Raw genomic sequence first — 14,238 nt, forward strand, 5'->3', positions numbered from 1 at the left:
GCTCCCCGGCGTCGGGGGTGCCCGGGAGGGCGTGGATGAGCGCCGTGCTCGGGCTCGCCTGCCTCGCGGGCCACCACGGGATCGAGGCCCCGCGCAGGCGCCAGTGGTGCACCTGCGCCCCGAAGGCCCCGCGCACCCGCGAGGGCGCCTCGACCCGCGAGAGCCCGGCGAGGGCGATGGCCAGGGCCCGGGGCGCGCCGGGGGAGTGGACCGGGCCGCGGGTGAAGGTCACGGCCGCGCGCTCCGAGCTCGCCGCGCGCACGCAGGCCGAGGGCTCCGCCCACGCGTCGAGCTTGCCCCGCCAGGCCGCGATCATCCGGCGCAGGGCGATCTCGACGACCAGCGCCCAGACCGTCCACTGCGGGTGCTCGGCCGCCGGGAAAAAGCGCCCCCCCGTCCACGCCGAGTGCCCCGCGCCCGTGCCCGTGACCTTCGCGCCCGTCGCCGACAGCGGCGTCAGGCCGCCCACGCCCCGGCGGCGGCGCAGCAGCACCTCCCCGGCCGCGAACTCGCCCAGCAGCCCGACGTGGAAGCGGTCGGTCCACCCGACCACCAGATCAAAGCCGAGGGCGTCCGGGGCCGCGCGCTCCCACTCCCGGGCGCAGCGCTCCTCGGCGGCCTTGAGGGCCTCGAAGTGGCGCAGCACCCCCTCGCGCCCGCGCTCGGAGCAGGCGTGGCCGAGCAGGCCCGAGACCACCCGGCGCAGATCGACGTCGATGGTCTGGCGCTGACGAAAGCGCAGGGTCCGGTGCCACAGCCAGCGCAGGCTGTCGTCGAGGCCCGGGAAGCCCTCGGGCGCGAGCCGGCCCCCGGCGTCGGGGCGCTCGATGTAAAACTGCAGGTAGTTGGGGTGCTCGGTCTGCGAGGGGCTCTCGACCCCCTCGGCCCGCGAGGCCGCGCGCAGGATCTCGAGCGCGTCGAACTCGAGCGGCCCGGCCGCGCCCATGAAAAAAGCCCGCGCCCGCTTGGCGTCGGCGGCCTCGAACTGCTCGGGCATCCACAGCGGCGGGTGGCTCCCCTCCCCCATCTGCGCCGGGCGCCGCCCCTCGAGGGCGTCGAGCACCCCCGTCGAGTCCTGGACCCGGGCGTGGACGTCGGCCATCTCCTCGTAGATGGTCCGGAAGGCGTCGTGGATCACCCGATCCTGGGCGCTGTAGCCACAAAAGACGATGGAGCGCGTGCGCAGCAGGTTGGCCAGGAGGTCCCGCGACCACGCGTCCTCGCGCCAGTTTTGGATCTCCCGAAAGGTGAACACGATCGCCGGGAGGTAGGTGGCGAGCAGCTCTCGGCGCTCGTCGAGGCGGGCCCGCGCGTCCTCGAGCCGCGCCTCCTCGACCCAGCGCTCGTCCTCGAGGGCCTCGAGGGTCCGCAGCTGATCCAGGGCCGCGTTGCGCAGCTGCCGGTAGCGCTCGGCGCAGCCGTGGATCTTGGTGATCGAGGCCGAGCGGTGCGAGGCGCCAAAGCGGAAGTACTCGACGGCCTCACCGATGCGCGTGAAGTGAGACACGTCGGTGAGCATCAGCGGCTGCTCCGGGGTCGCGCCGCGCTCGTCGGTGGTCCGCACCGCCAGCCCCGAGAGGCGAAAGGCGCCCTCGAGCAGCAGGTCGTAGTTGGTGGTCAGCGCCGAGCGGCACAGGCCCTCCCGCGCCCACCGGGCCAGGATGTGGTGGCGCGGACGCAGGCGGCCCGCGAAGCTGGCCTGGGCCTGCTCGAGGCGCGGCGCGTGGGGGCGGCCGGCGATGACCTCGGGATCGGCGAAGCCGAGGGTGTCCACGAACAGGGCCTTGCCCCGACGATCCGGGCCGTGACCGGCGAGCAGCCGGACCTCGATGGGCGGCAGCCGATCCCGCCCCTCGCCCTGGACCCCGCGCAGCAGGGCGTCCTCCCGCCCGTGCACCGCCTCCAGCAAGGCCGCCCGCGCCGGCCCGTCGAGGGCGTCGACCAGGGCCAAGAGCGAGCCGAAGGCCCCCGCGATCCACTCGTTGGCCCGGTAGTAGTCCTGGCTCAGCGCCCAGGCGTCGTCGCCGGTGGTCAGCCGATCGCCCTCGGACGGCCAGCCCTCGCCGTCGAGCGCCGCCTTGGCTGCCGCGCTCAGCGAGAAGGTCCGCCTCAGGGTCGCGCGCAGGCGCAGGGCCTTGCGCCGCGCGCTCTTGGGCAGGCTCGACGCCCGGGCCAGGGCCCACGAGAGCGCGTCGAAGCGCGCGAGCAGGCGCAGCACCAGGCGGAAGCTCGACAGGCCCTCGCTGTCGAGGCTAAAGCCCGCGCCGACGAAGAACACCACCTGCCCCGCGTGGATGCGACGCGCGAGGTTGTCGAGCCCGTCGAAGGAGAACAGTGACGCTCTGGTCACGCGCCTTCAGCCCCCGGCCTCGGTCGCCGCCTCGGCCTCGGTCGCCGTCTCGGCCTCGGTCTCGGTCGCGGCCAGGCGCTCGCCGAGGCGCTCCAGGGCAGGAGCCCGCGTCGCCCGGACCCAGTGGGCCCACAACGCGTTGGGCGCCGGGCCGCCGTCGCCCAACCGCGCGATCACCCAGCTCGAGCCGCGCAGGTGCAGCTCGGCGCCGCTGAGCTCGAGCACGTCCAGGCTGCCCTCGACCACGGCCGTACGGTACAGGCTCGCGGCCACGTCGACAGGCTCTGGCGCGTCGCTCATGCAGCCATGATAGCGCGTCGGGGTCCCAACCAGCCAGCGCCCGTCACCGGGCCCCAATCATGACACATACGCCGAGAGTGCACACATTCACGAAGTCAACGAAACACCATCCCCAAGGCGTGTCGGCCCGCTCTTCAATTCGCCAAACGATCCTGTCGACCTCACCCCGACTTCCTCTCTCGACATTCATGTTTCCGGCCCAAAAGCCGACTTTGAATGTGGCGTTGGAACCACCGCGGGCGACGGCGACTCCTTCATCCAGAGCGCGCTCAACGGAGACGTCATCGACGTCCGCGAGCGAAGGGGCACGGAGAACCAGCTTTGGCCCCGCGCCCGCTGGCCCTACACCTTCGCGACCAACGACGGCGGCGCGACGGCGGTCGCGAGGGACTTCAACGATCTGGTCGTCACCATCCAGGTCTACCGCAGCAAGGGCCGACGCTCGGACGAGCCCTCGGGCTGGCGAGGGCGGGCGCCCCCCTCCCTCTCTTGTTTGTTTTCGCCCCGAGCGCTCCATCGAGATCGTCATCTTTCGATCGCCACGAATGCATGGATCTCCCTGATGTTCGAGATCAGATCATTTATTGAACCACGGCTTTCCCAATGATGAAAAGGGAGGCTCCCTCCCCCCACCTGCACACATTCGAACGATGACACATCACGTCAGGCTTGGCGTGCTTGCACCGGCCGTGGCGCCGTCGGGCCACTCCCCAGGGCACGCCCGAGGGGCGGGGGCGTTTTGGCGCGCCCTGGGTGCAAGGGCAGTGCTGAAAGCACCAGCGCGCTGGCACTCGAGCGCCCACCCCCGAGCGGGGCAGCCCGCCGGGCTGTCGCGAACTTCATTGCTGTGTCCAGTGCCTCTAGATCGAGTTCCAGACGCTCTCGCGTGCGCACACCAGCGCGTGAGAATGAGGGTATTGATTCACGACTGACCGTGTAACTTCCTCGGGGTCGCGAGCACATTCAGCCTTCGTGCCTCTCGCCTTCTCCCGCCTCGACTGCGAGCTCTATGGCGTACGACGCGCGGCGCTGGTGATCACGCCCACGACCCACCTGCGCGTGCCGCTGGAGCGCCTGGACCAGCTGCGCGCCGAGGTGCACTCGGGCACAGACGCAGGCGCGATCGAAGCGAACTCCGTGAACGCGACCATCCTCGACAATGCGCGCAGCGCTCGGGTCCAGTTCACGATCTTCCGGGGTCGAGACGAGGCCGGGCTGGGCTCGTGGGGCTTCGACCCCGACATCGACGACGCGTCCGCGCGCGAGCTCGCTTACTACCTGCTCCGCGGCCAGATGCAGGTCTACCGCGGCCTGGTCGCGGCTGGGCTGTTGCTCCACCTGCACGTCGAGTGGCCCACGAGGGAGCTGCGCGCCTACCAGGCCGCGCTCCAGCGCCGACGTCGAGAGCTGCGCGAGGCCGTGCGCGCCGCGGGGGGCCCGAGCCACGTCGAGCCCATCGACCTGGTCGACCTGTGGATCCTCCGCCACATGACCCTGTTCTTCGGCGTCGGCCTCGACACCCTGCTCGACCCCTTCCTCGCCGAGAGCCTGCCGATCATGGAGCGACGCATCGTCACCGCCCGCCACATGCTGCGCCAGGCCGAGGGCTGGGACGCGCGCTAGTTTTTGGGGTCGGAGCTTCTCATTCGTCTTCCCAGACGACGCGGTTGCGGCCGGCCTGCTTGGCCGCGTACAGGCGCGCGTCGGCCCGAGCGAACAGCGCCTCGGGGGTGTCCGCGGGCTCGAAGCTGGCGATCCCGACGCTGCAAGTCCGGAGGCCCGCGGCCGTCTCGCCGCTGCGCGCCTCGAACGCCCCCCGGATCCGCTCGCCGAGCACCGAGGCCTGCTTGGCCGTGGTGTTGCGCGCGATGATCGCAAACTCCTCCCCGCCGAAGCGAAACGGCCAGTCGCCGCGCCGCGTCGAGGCGTCGAGGAGCTCGCCCATGAAGCCCAGGACCTCGTCGCCGACCTGGTGACCGAGGCTGTCGTTGACGTCCTTGAAGTGATCGATGTCGACGAGCAGCAGGGTCACGGGCCGACCGCTGCGCCGAGCCAGGGCGAGCTCGGAGTGCATGCGCTCGTCGTAGCGGCGGCGGTTGGGCAGCCCGGTGAGCTCGTCGACGTGGGCCAGGCGCTCGTAGCTCGAGCGCTCGGACTCGAGGTACTGGGTCAACCGGCGAATGCGCAGCATCGCGGTCAGGCGCACGCGCAGCTCGACGGGATCGGGGGGCTTGGTCAGGAAGTCGTCGGCGCCCGCGAGCATGCCCTGCTCCTTGGCCGCCGCGTCGCCCAGCGCCGTCAAGAACAAGATCGGCGTGTAGGAGCGCGCCGAGTCCCGCAACATGCGCGTCAACTTGAAGCCGTCGACCTCGGGCATGACGGCGTCCATGAGCACCAGATCGACGCGCTCGTCGAACGCGCGCACGGCCTCCATCCACCCGTTGGCGAACATTGGTTCGTGCCCCAGAGCGCGCAGCGCCTCGGCAACCTCGGCGGCGCTCGCCGCATCATCGTCGACGATGAGCACGGTGGCGGGACCGAGGGCCTCGATGGGGTCGATCATCCCTTGCAGTATGACTCAGCTAGACCACATGCTCGACGCTTGGTCGTGACGACCGGCGATCCGGCCCAGGCTGGCGCCGAGGGGTGCGACCACCGCGACATAAGGTGACTCACGTCGAGTGACAAAGGTGTGGTTGCCCACCCGCTTGTGCCGCTACGGTTGGGCTCGATGACGCGCACGCTCCTGCTCCCCCTCGCCGTGTTCTCCCTCGCTCTGACCAGCGCCTGTGACAAGGGCGACGCCAAGCCCGAGGGCGACGCCAAGGCCGACAAGTCCGACGACAAGGCTGAGGCCAAACCCGACACCAAAAAAGCCGGAGACGACAGCAAGCAGGCCGCAGGACCCGAGGGTGGCGAGGCAGGCGCGGCACCCGGGGACGCCAAGCACTTCGACGTCGACGCCGACAAGTCGGGCATGTTGGCCCGCAACGCCGCCGTGCTGTCCAGCACCGACGCGACCTCGGGCGACGAGGCCCTTCGGGGTCACCTCGCCGGCCTCTCCCACCACGACGCGAACTCCTCCAGCGACGAGTCGCTGTGCAAGCACATCATCAACCTGCGCGTGGCCGAGAACCAGCCCGAGGGCGACGTCGACAGCTGCGTGACCCACTTCGAGCACCAGGTCGTCGTGCTCGGCCCCGAGGTCTTCGCCCAGATGGCCCAGTGTGTGCTCGACGCCAAGTCCGTGAAGGACGTCGAGATCTGCGAGGCCGCCGAGAAGGAGGCCGAGGAGCTGCTGCACGACAAGCACCACGGCGACGGCCTGTCCAAGGAGGTCTGCGAGGGCGCGCAGACCAAGTTCGAGGAGCTGTCCGTGGCCGACGCGGGCGACCACGGCGAGTTCATCGCCGAGCTGCTCAAAGAGATCCGCGACGACTCCGTGCAGGCCTGCATCGACCAGGGCACCCAGGCCGAGGTCGACTGCCTGATGAAGGCCAAGGACATGGAAGCGCTCTCCGCCTGCGAGGGCCACGAGGCCGCCGGCGAGGGCTGAGCGGCCCCCCAGAAGGTTGAGCCCCAGGGGCGCCGACTGATCCTCGAGCGGGATCGTCGGCGCTCGCTCTTTTTGACACGCCTTACAACGCGCAGTCGCTCGGCAGCTCGCTCGGCAAACCCTCGGCGTAGGGCGAGGGCACGGTCCCGAAGGGATGCGCGAAGAAGAAGTTGACCACGTCCACGCCGTAGCCCTGGGGGATGACGTGGCCCCCGCCGTGGTCGCACATGAACGCGAAGTTGCCGTTGGCGACGAGCTGGTCGAACCAGATCTTGCTCAGGTCGTCGAAGTTCACGAAGCCGCCGAACACGTCGGTCTCGCCGCCGTGGATGATCATCGCGGAGAACAGGTTGCTCGGGTCCTCGAACTCGAGGGGCGAGAACACGCCGCCGGAGTAGCTGGCCACCGAGGCCACGTAGCGCGAGCGGGCCATGGCGAAGGCCGCGGTCTGCAATCCGCCGGCGGACATGCCGGTGACGTGGACGCGGCGCGGGTCCACGCCGAGCTCTTCGATGGCGCAGGCGACGATCTCGTCGCCGAGCAGCATGTCGTCCTCCCGGTCCGAGGCGTTGACGGCGAACCACGGGAACTCGCCCGAGTCGGGCGCGCTCGTCGGGGCCACGACCACGCCGCCCTGGGCCGTGATCGCGTCGATGACCGGCTGGCTGAGGCTGTAGACCGCCTCCTCGGGGGCCGAGCCGTAGCCGTGCCAGTAGAGCACGACCATGCCCCCGGGCGTCGGCGCGTCCCCAGCCCAGACCCGAGCGCTGCGCGGCTCGATGTCGGCGTGCTCGAAGTCCTGGTAGCCGTCCGTGAAGCTCGGGCAGGTGCCGGTCGGCGTCGGCGGCTCGGCGGGCGTGGGCGCCTCGCCTTCGTCCTCGCCCTCGCCCTCCCCCTCGTCGGAGCTGGTCTCGTCGTCGGCCGCGGTCTCCGAGCTCTCCCCGTCGGCGGCGTCGTCACCCCCGTCGTCCTCGGACGCCGGGGTGCAGGCCAGAGCCACGCCCAGACACAGACACAGACATGGGCCGAGCACCAAGCCACGCGTACGCATGGCGCGAGTGTAGCCTAACGCTGGATCCACCAGGCCTGGTGGATCTTCGCCCGGCGCTCGAAGTCCCGGGGGACCGAGTGGGCGTGGGGCTCGACGCTGAGCCCGTTGAGGCCGTCGTCGTCCAGGCGAAAGCGGCGCTTGTTGGTCGAGAACAGCAGCGCGCCCCCGGGGCTGAGCAGGCTGGCGCAGCGGCGGATCAGCTCGACGTGGTCGCGCTGGATGTCCAGCGAGTCGTCCATGCGCTTGGAGTTGGAGAAGCTCGGCGGGTCGCAGATGATGAGGTCCCAGCGCAGCGAGCCCTGGCGCCGGAGCCAGTCGAGGACGTCCGCGCGCACGAGCTGGTGGGCGGCCCGGCGGGTGCCCCCGCGTCGCCCCCCGCGGCGGTCGTTGGCGCTGCGGCCCTCCTCGCCCTCCTCGGGGCCGTGGACCGTGAGCCCGTTGAGGGCGAAGTTGCGCCGGGCCCAGTCGAGGTAGGTGCGCGAGAGATCCACGGAGGTCGTGTGCTTGGCCCCGCCCAGGGCCGCGTGCACGGACACCGCGGCCGTATAACAAAACAAGTTGAGCACCCGCTTGCCCGCGGCCGGGCTGTCCTCGCCGCTGAGCTCGAGGCGCAGCGGTCGGTGATCCAAGAACAGGCCGGTGTCGAGGTAGTCCTCGAGGTTGACCCACAGCCGCGCGGGGCCCTCGGCGACGCAAAAGGTGCTCCCCGACTCGCCCATGCGCTCGTACTGCGCCCGGCCCTTTTGGCGCTGGCGGTGCTTGAGGTGGACCCGATCCCGGGGCAGGTCGAGGTCTTCGCGGATCACCGCGAGGGCCTCGCCCCGGCGGCTGCGCGCGACCTTCTCGTCGACGGTGTTGGGCGCGGCGTACTCCTGCACGTGGGCGTGGATCCCACCAGTGCCGTCGTCGGTATAGAGGTCGACGGCGAAGGCGTACTCGGGGATGTCGGCGTCGTAGAGGCGGTAGCAGGACACCTCGGGGTGGGCCCGCAGCCACTTGCGCAGCTTCTTGGCGTTCTTGCTCAGGCGGTTGGCGAAGGCCCGGCCGCCCTCGCTGCGCTCGCGCACCTCGGGCCGCGCCTTGGTCCCGACCTTGCGGGTCTCGCCGTCCTTGCCCCGGGCGCGCTCGAGGGTCGCCGGGTCCAGACGGATGCGCAGGATCTGACACTCGATGGGCCCGTCCTGGAGGGCGTTGCGGCGCCGGGCGTGGAGGCCGAGGTGGCGCCCGAGGCCGGGGTCGCCGGTGAGGATGGCCGCCTCCCAGCCCGCGAAGTGATCGCGCAGCCGGGCCCCGAGGGCGGCGTAGAGGGACTCGAGCTCGCGGCGCTCGCCGAGGCGCTCGCCCCAGGGCGGGTTGCACACGACCAGGCCGCGCCAGCTGTCGAGGGCGGCCTCGGCCTCGCTGGGCGCGGGCGCCTCGATGGCCGGCAAAGAGCGGCGCTCGACGTGGACGTGCTCGATGAGCCCCGCCGCGCGCACGCAGTCGATGCCAGCCGCGACCGCCCGGGGCTCGCTGTCGTAGGCCAGCAAGCGCGCCTTTTCCCTGGTCAGCGCCGCCAGCCCGGCCTCGCGCCGGGCCTCGGCCTCGGCGACCAGGCCGCGCCACAGCTCCGGCTCGTCCTGGGCCCAGCCCGTGAAGCCCCAGCGGTCCCGGCCCAGGCCCGGGGCGACGTCGCCGGCCATCCACGCGGCCTCGATGGCGAGGGTCGCCGAGCCGCACATGGGATCGACCAGGCCAATGCTGCGCCCGGCCGCGCGCGTGTTCTCGAGGTAGCTCGGCCAGCCCGCGCGCAGCAGCACGGCCGCGGCCAGGTTCTCGCGCAGGGGCGCCGCCACGGGGGCCACGCGGTAGCCCCGGCGGTGCAGCCCCTCGCCCGAAAGATCCACGCTCAGCTTGCCCTCCCGACCGACGAGGTGCAGGTGCAGGCGCAGGTCCGGCTGATCGAGATCGACGTTGGGGCGCCGGCCCCAGCGCTCGCGCAGCTGGTCGACGATGGCGTCCTTGACCCGCAAGGCCGCGAAGTGGGAGTTGTCGATGCGCGCCCGGCCGCCCTCGCCGCCGACGACCGCGCCGCCCGAGGAGATGGCCAGGCTCGCCCCGCGGCGCAGGTGCGTCGTCCAGTCGATGGCCTGGGCGCTCGCGTAGAGCAGGTCGCCGTCGCCCGCGTCGAGGGTGGCCACGGCCGCGAGCACCCGGCTCCCGACCCGCGACCACAGGCACGCGCGGTAGGCCTGCTCGAGGGTCCCGCGCGCTTCGACGCCGCCCTTGCGCGCCCGCACCTTGGCCAGGCCCAGGGCCTCGAGCTCGGCGGCGAGCAGATCCTCCGCGCCGCGGGGCGCGGTGACGTAGAGCTCCAACATCGACATGGTTGTGGTTCCTAGAGGTCCTGGGGTCGCACCGTGCTGCGCATGTTTCGAGTGCAGCGGACGATCGCGCCCTCGAGCATGGCGTGGACCCGCCCCGAGAGCGCAGCCACGAGCTCACCGTCGCTGCGCAGGCCCGCGTCGCGGACGATGGCCTTGACCTTGGATCCGACGACGAGGATTTCCTGCTTTGTGGACTTGCGAGCCATGGTGGGGAAGGCGAACGCGGACCATAGCGGCGCGCGGAGGCCTTGAAAAGCGCCCTCGGGTTTTAGCCATCGTGAACGTCCACGACTCAGAGGGTCGGCCAAAACGAGTTTTGCCCGACCCTCTGCCTATTTTAGCCGTCGTGGACGACGCCACGCCCTCCCTGCCCCACGTCCACGAGTCAGGGACCGTGAATTTTTCACAGTCCCTGTCCATTTTAGCCGTCGTGGACGACGCCACGCCCTCCCTGCCCCACGTCCACGACTCAGGGGCTGTCAACAAATCCACGCCCCCGCTTGCGCGGGGCGACCACATGCCCTCTCAAAGGCACGAACCCCATTGCCCCACAACCATGGCGGAGGAGCGGGCAGCGACGAAGCGCCCCCGGTCCCCAGCTCCCTGTGGGGGCAGAACAGAACTCAAAAGGCGTCGATGGCGAGGGCCGAGTCCAGACCGAGCGCGCTCCAGCGCGCGCCCCTGCCCACGGCGCTCAGGGTGCGGACCTCGGTCTGGGCCGGATCCCGCGACAGCGTCAGCTCGAGGTGCTCGGCGGGCGGCTCCGCCCACAGCTCGGACCACTCGACCACCAGCACGCCGTGGGGCCCGGGCAGCTCGTCGTGCTCGAGGCCCAGGGCCTCGAACGCGGCCGTGCTCACGGGCCCCTCGCCCTGCTCGCCGAGGCGGAAGAGATCGAGGTGAACGAGCTCCCGCGCGCTCCCCTGCTCCCCCGCGACGGGATGCCGCATGCACACCGTGTAGGTCGGACTACACACCCGCTCCGGTCGCGCGACGCCGAGTCCGCGGGCGAGGGCCCGGGTCAGGGTCGTCTTGCCCACGCCCATGGCCCCGCGCAGGAGCAGGACGTCGCCCCCTCGCAAGCGCGCGCCCAGGGCCTCGGCCCACGCGCGCATTCGAGTCTCGTCGAGCACCCCGTTGGTTTCGCCGACCGTCACGGCGTCAGCTCATACCCCCAGCGTTGCGCCGACGACAAGGCCGGTGGTACCGATCGTCGCTCATGGCGCTGCCCCCCCGACGACGACCCGCGAGCGCCACCATCGCGCTGGCGCTGGTCCTCGGAGCCGGGGGCGCGAGCGGCTGCGACGAGGCCCCCCTCGATCGCGGCCTCGAGCGCGTCGCTGGCTTGGATCTCGAGCAGCCCCTGCCCGAGCCCGAGCAGGCCCTGCGCCCCGAGGCCCTGCGCGGCCGCGTGCCCGAGTCGGCCCACGTCGTCGACTACGCCATCGAGGCCCGCCTCGACGAGCAGCGCCACGAGATCGCCGGCAGCTTGCGGATGGCGTGGACCAACCCCACCGCCCACGCCGTCGATCGCCTGCCCTTCCACCTGTACATGAACGCCTTCCGGGCCGAGGACACGGCGTGGATGCGCACGGCCCGGGGCAGCCACCGCGGCGAGGCCTTCGCCCGCGACCGCTGGGGCTTCGTCGACGTCCGCTCCGTCGAGCTCCTCGCCCGCTCGAGCGCGGGCACCTCCGTGGCCCTCGAGCAGGCCCCCGCCGCGGGCGAGGCCCTCGCCTACGCCGAGGACGCGGACCCGAGCACGATGACCGTGCAGCTGGGCGAGCGGGCCCCCGTCGCCCCGGGCGAGACCGTGGTCATCGAGGTCGAGTTCCTCACCCGCCTGCCCCGGGTGTTCGCCCGCACCGGCTACTACGGCGACTTCCACATGGCCGGGCAGTGGTTCCCCAAGATCGGCGTGCTCGAGGCCGACGGGACCTGGCAAGCCCACACCTTCTCGCTGTTCTCCGAGTTCTACGCCGACTTCGGCGACTACGAGGTGGCCCTCGACCTGCCCAGCGACTTCGTCGTCGGCGCGACGGGCATCCGCGTGGGCGAGGAGGACCTCGGCGGCGGGCGCAAGCGCGTCGAGTACCGCGCCGAGATGGTCCACGACTTCGCGTGGGCCGCCGACCCCGACTTCGTCGAGACCTGGGCCGAGTACGAGGGCATCCGCATCCGCCAGCTGATCCAGCCCGAGCACCTCGACTCCGCCGGGGCCCACCTCGCCGCGCAGATCGCCGCCTTCGAGAGCATGGAGCCGCGCTTTGGCCCCTACCCGTGGTCGACGCTGACCATCGTCCACCCGCCCGCGGGGGCCGAGGGCGCGGGCGGCATGGAGTACCCGACCTTCTACACCACCCAGGACGTCGAGCGCTCCAAGTGGATCCACCCGGCCGTGTTCAGCGAGCGCTGGTCCGGGACCTATACCAGCGTGCACGAGTTCGGCCACCAGTACTTCCAGGGCCTGTTCGCGTCCAACGAGCACGCCCAGCCGTGGCTCGACGAGGGCATGAACTCGGCCAGCAACGTGCTCGTCTACTGGGACGCCCACGGCGAGGACCCGGCGATGTTCCGCGCCTTCGGCCACCCGCTGACGACCAAGGACATCACCGCCATCTCGCTGATCCAGCGCGGCGCGGTCGACCCCATCGATCAGCCGGCGGATCGCTGGGATCCGCTGGCGGGGACCTACGGCGCCGTGACCTACCAAAAGACCGCCGCGGCGATGCTGACCCTGCGCGAGCTCGTCGGCCGCGAGCCCTGGGACGAGGCCATGGCCCGCTACTCCGAGCGCGCGCGCTTTGGTCACCCCGACGGGGCCCTGCTCGAGGACACCCTCGTCGAGGTCATCGGCGGCGACGACGGGCGCGTCGAAGTTGGCCGCGACCTCGACGACGCGCCGGTCTTCCTCGACGTCCGCGAATTCCTCGACCAGGCCCTGCGCCAGGCCAGCGTCATCGACTTTCGCGTGCTCGAGGTGAGCAACCGCCGGCGCCTGGGCAGGGCTGGCTGGCACCGCCTCGCCGCGGCCGCCACCGGCCGGGAAGAGAGCGCGCGCGAGGCCCAGGTCCGCGCCATGAGCGAGGCGGTCGCGTCCGCCTTTGGCCACGAGCCCCCCGCCGACGTGGGCGCCGAGGGTCCCCTCGGGCCCCTGCGCGCGACGGCCTCGACGAGCGCGTGGACCAGCGAAATCGATCAGCTGCGCGACGACGAGATCGAGGGCAACGTCCTCATCCACCGCGCCTCGCCCTTTCGCGTCCCCGTGCAGATCGCCGTCGAGTTCGCCGACGGCGAGGCGCGGGTGTTCACCTGGGACGGGCAGGCCCCCAAGGCCCGCTTCGACTTCCCCGGGCGCCGGGTCGTCCGGGTCCGCCTCGACCCCCAGCGCGCCCTCGTGCTCGAGCCGCACCGCCTCGACAACGGCATGTGGGCCGAGCCGGGGGGCAAGGCCGAGGTCGAAGGGCCCGCCGCCGAGCTGTCGCGGGGCAGCGCCCTGTCCGAGTGGTTTGGCGATCTGAGCGAGGCCCTGTCCCTCGCCTCCCTCGGAGGGCTCGGGATTTGAGCGCGGCCGAGACCGCGCCGGCGCGCCAGCGCATCCGCCCCGCGCGCGCCCTGGCGCGCGTGCTCGCGATGCCGGGCTTCGTCGCCGTGTTGTGGGCCGGGCAGCTCGCCTTCGCCCACGCCCTCGCCTACGCCCCGCGCTGGTCGGCCTCGGCCACCATGGGCCAGCATCGATGGTTCGACACCGAGCACTTCCTGCGCGGCGTCGCCGAGCTCGGGATCACCAACCCCGGCGTGATCGCCATGGTCGCCCTCGCCGTGGCGAGCTCGAGCCTCGCCGCCCTCGCCTTCTCCGTGGTCGTCGCGCCCGCGATCCTCACCCGCCTGTCGGGGGAGGCCCGCGCCGGCGCCCTCGCCCACGCGAGCGCCCGCTTCGTCCTGCCCAGCGCCGTCCACGGCGCCTACGCCCTGCTCGCGCGCGCCCTGTGCCTGGGTCTGGCGGCCCTCCCGGTGAGCCTGCTCGGGCCCGCCGGGCTGATCGTCGCCCTGCCCCTCGCCGCGCTCCCGACCCTCGCCCTCGATCGCGCCCGGGCGGCCGTGGTGCTCGAGCACGCCCGCCCCTACCACCCGCGCAGCTTCCTGCGCGGCTTCGTCGAGGTCGTCCGTCGACCGCTGTGGTGGGCCACTGGGACCTTGCTCATCGGCGCGCAGCTGTTCGTCGGCCTCGCCGCCGCCCTGCTCGTCGCCCGCCCCGAGCTCGGCGCGGGCGCGCTGTGGATCGCCAGGGGCGTCGGCCTGCTCGCGTTGATCGCCGGTCTGTGGCGCGTGAGCCTGGCCGTGGAGCTCGCCCAGCCGCGCGCGCCGGACTGAAACCCAAACCGGGGCGCCCGGTCCGCTCGTGCTCCAGGACTCGACTAGACGCTTTATCAAAGTCGACCCTAGAGCGAGTCTCAGAGGGTCGGCCAGAACACGTCCTGTCCGCCCCTCTGTCTATTTTAGCCGTCGTGGACGACGCCACGCCCTCCCTGCCCCACGTCCACGACTCAGCTTTAGCCGTCGTGGACGACGCCACGCCCTCCCTGCCCCACGTCCACGACTCAGCCCGCGCTTG

Annotated in this window: 11 protein-coding genes; 4 read left to right on the forward strand and 7 right to left on the reverse strand. The window is 71.9% G+C overall.

Features of this window, described 5'->3' with window-relative positions:
* Together PPSIR1_RS31995 and PPSIR1_RS32000 are read right to left on the reverse strand one after the other, a co-directional pair.
* The coding region (locus tag PPSIR1_RS31995) for an SIR2 family protein (protein ID WP_198154662.1) at positions 1-2,350 on the reverse strand (2,350 nt) is incomplete at its 3' end.
* A 6-nt stretch (positions 2,351-2,356) separates the two neighbouring features.
* Positions 2,357-2,650: a hypothetical protein gene (locus PPSIR1_RS32000; protein ID WP_006975383.1), complete on the reverse strand. Its 294-nt coding sequence runs from the start codon at positions 2,648-2,650 to the stop codon at positions 2,357-2,359.
* A gap of 972 nt (positions 2,651-3,622) precedes the next feature.
* Between PPSIR1_RS32000 and PPSIR1_RS32005 the strand changes: the two genes are divergently transcribed.
* On the forward strand, positions 3,623-4,273 hold the full coding sequence (locus PPSIR1_RS32005) for a hypothetical protein (protein ID WP_157596185.1): 651 nt from the start codon (positions 3,623-3,625) through the stop codon (positions 4,271-4,273).
* Positions 4,274-4,292: 19 nt separating this feature from the next.
* Here PPSIR1_RS32005 and PPSIR1_RS32010 read toward each other — a convergent pair whose 3' ends face one another.
* Positions 4,293-5,213 carry a GGDEF domain-containing response regulator gene (locus PPSIR1_RS32010; RefSeq protein ID WP_006975385.1) on the reverse strand — a complete coding sequence of 307 codons (921 nt, stop codon included), beginning with the start codon at positions 5,211-5,213 and terminating at the stop codon, positions 4,293-4,295.
* A gap of 168 nt (positions 5,214-5,381) precedes the next feature.
* Here PPSIR1_RS32010 and PPSIR1_RS32015 point away from each other — a divergent pair, with 168 nt between their 5' ends.
* A complete protein-coding gene (locus PPSIR1_RS32015; protein ID WP_157596186.1) occupies positions 5,382-6,206 on the forward strand; it encodes a prolipoprotein diacylglyceryl transferase in 825 nt (274 codons plus the stop codon).
* A gap of 82 nt (positions 6,207-6,288) precedes the next feature.
* On the opposite strand, the gene PPSIR1_RS32020 is transcribed toward PPSIR1_RS32015, so the two are convergent.
* From PPSIR1_RS32020 to tsaE, 4 genes are all read right to left on the reverse strand, one after another.
* Complete coding sequence (locus PPSIR1_RS32020; RefSeq protein ID WP_157596187.1) at positions 6,289-7,257, reverse strand: alpha/beta hydrolase family protein; 969 nt, start codon at positions 7,255-7,257, stop codon at positions 6,289-6,291.
* A gap of 14 nt (positions 7,258-7,271) precedes the next feature.
* Positions 7,272-9,623, reverse strand: a complete 2,352-nt coding sequence (gene rlmKL, locus PPSIR1_RS32025; protein WP_006975388.1) for a bifunctional 23S rRNA (guanine(2069)-N(7))-methyltransferase RlmK/23S rRNA (guanine(2445)-N(2))-methyltransferase RlmL — start codon at positions 9,621-9,623, stop codon at positions 7,272-7,274.
* A gap of 11 nt (positions 9,624-9,634) precedes the next feature.
* Positions 9,635-9,829, reverse strand: coding sequence for a hypothetical protein (locus tag PPSIR1_RS32030; protein WP_006975389.1), 195 nt, complete (start codon positions 9,827-9,829; stop codon positions 9,635-9,637).
* 417 nt (positions 9,830-10,246) lie between these two features.
* Positions 10,247-10,780: a tRNA (adenosine(37)-N6)-threonylcarbamoyltransferase complex ATPase subunit type 1 TsaE gene (tsaE, locus tag PPSIR1_RS32035; protein ID WP_006975390.1), complete on the reverse strand. Its 534-nt coding sequence runs from the start codon at positions 10,778-10,780 to the stop codon at positions 10,247-10,249.
* A gap of 62 nt (positions 10,781-10,842) precedes the next feature.
* Here tsaE and PPSIR1_RS32040 point away from each other — a divergent pair, with 62 nt between their 5' ends.
* Together PPSIR1_RS32040 and PPSIR1_RS32045 are read left to right on the forward strand one after the other, a co-directional pair.
* Positions 10,843-13,188 carry a M1 family metallopeptidase gene (locus PPSIR1_RS32040; RefSeq protein ID WP_006975391.1) on the forward strand — a complete coding sequence of 782 codons (2,346 nt, stop codon included), beginning with the start codon at positions 10,843-10,845 and terminating at the stop codon, positions 13,186-13,188.
* Positions 13,185-13,997 (forward strand): hypothetical protein, encoded by an 813-nt coding sequence (locus tag PPSIR1_RS32045; protein WP_006975392.1) that lies wholly within the window; start codon positions 13,185-13,187, stop codon positions 13,995-13,997. Before PPSIR1_RS32040 ends, PPSIR1_RS32045 begins: the two co-directional genes overlap by 4 nt.
* Positions 13,998-14,238: the final 241 nt, after the last annotated feature.

It is taken from the genome of Plesiocystis pacifica SIR-1, from assembly GCF_000170895.1.
Classification (GTDB): Bacteria; Myxococcota_A; Polyangia; order Nannocystales; family Nannocystaceae; genus Plesiocystis; species Plesiocystis pacifica.

Excerpts from the sequence above, each read along its gene's own strand:
- PPSIR1_RS32010 (WP_006975385.1), bottom strand. The coding sequence starts at position 5,213 with ATGATCGACCCCATCGAGGCCCTCGGTCCCGCCACCGTGCTCATCGTC.
- PPSIR1_RS32040 (WP_006975391.1), top strand. The coding sequence starts at position 10,843 with ATGGCGCTGCCCCCCCGACGACGACCCGCGAGCGCCACCATCGCGCTG.
- PPSIR1_RS32020 (WP_157596187.1), bottom strand. The coding sequence starts at position 7,257 with ATGCGTACGCGTGGCTTGGTGCTCGGCCCATGTCTGTGTCTGTGTCTG.
- PPSIR1_RS32030 (WP_006975389.1), bottom strand. The coding sequence starts at position 9,829 with ATGGCTCGCAAGTCCACAAAGCAGGAAATCCTCGTCGTCGGATCCAAG.
- PPSIR1_RS32015 (WP_157596186.1), top strand. The coding sequence starts at position 5,382 with ATGACGCGCACGCTCCTGCTCCCCCTCGCCGTGTTCTCCCTCGCTCTG.
- PPSIR1_RS32000 (WP_006975383.1), bottom strand. The coding sequence starts at position 2,650 with ATGAGCGACGCGCCAGAGCCTGTCGACGTGGCCGCGAGCCTGTACCGT.
- rlmKL (WP_006975388.1), bottom strand. The coding sequence starts at position 9,623 with ATGTCGATGTTGGAGCTCTACGTCACCGCGCCCCGCGGCGCGGAGGAT.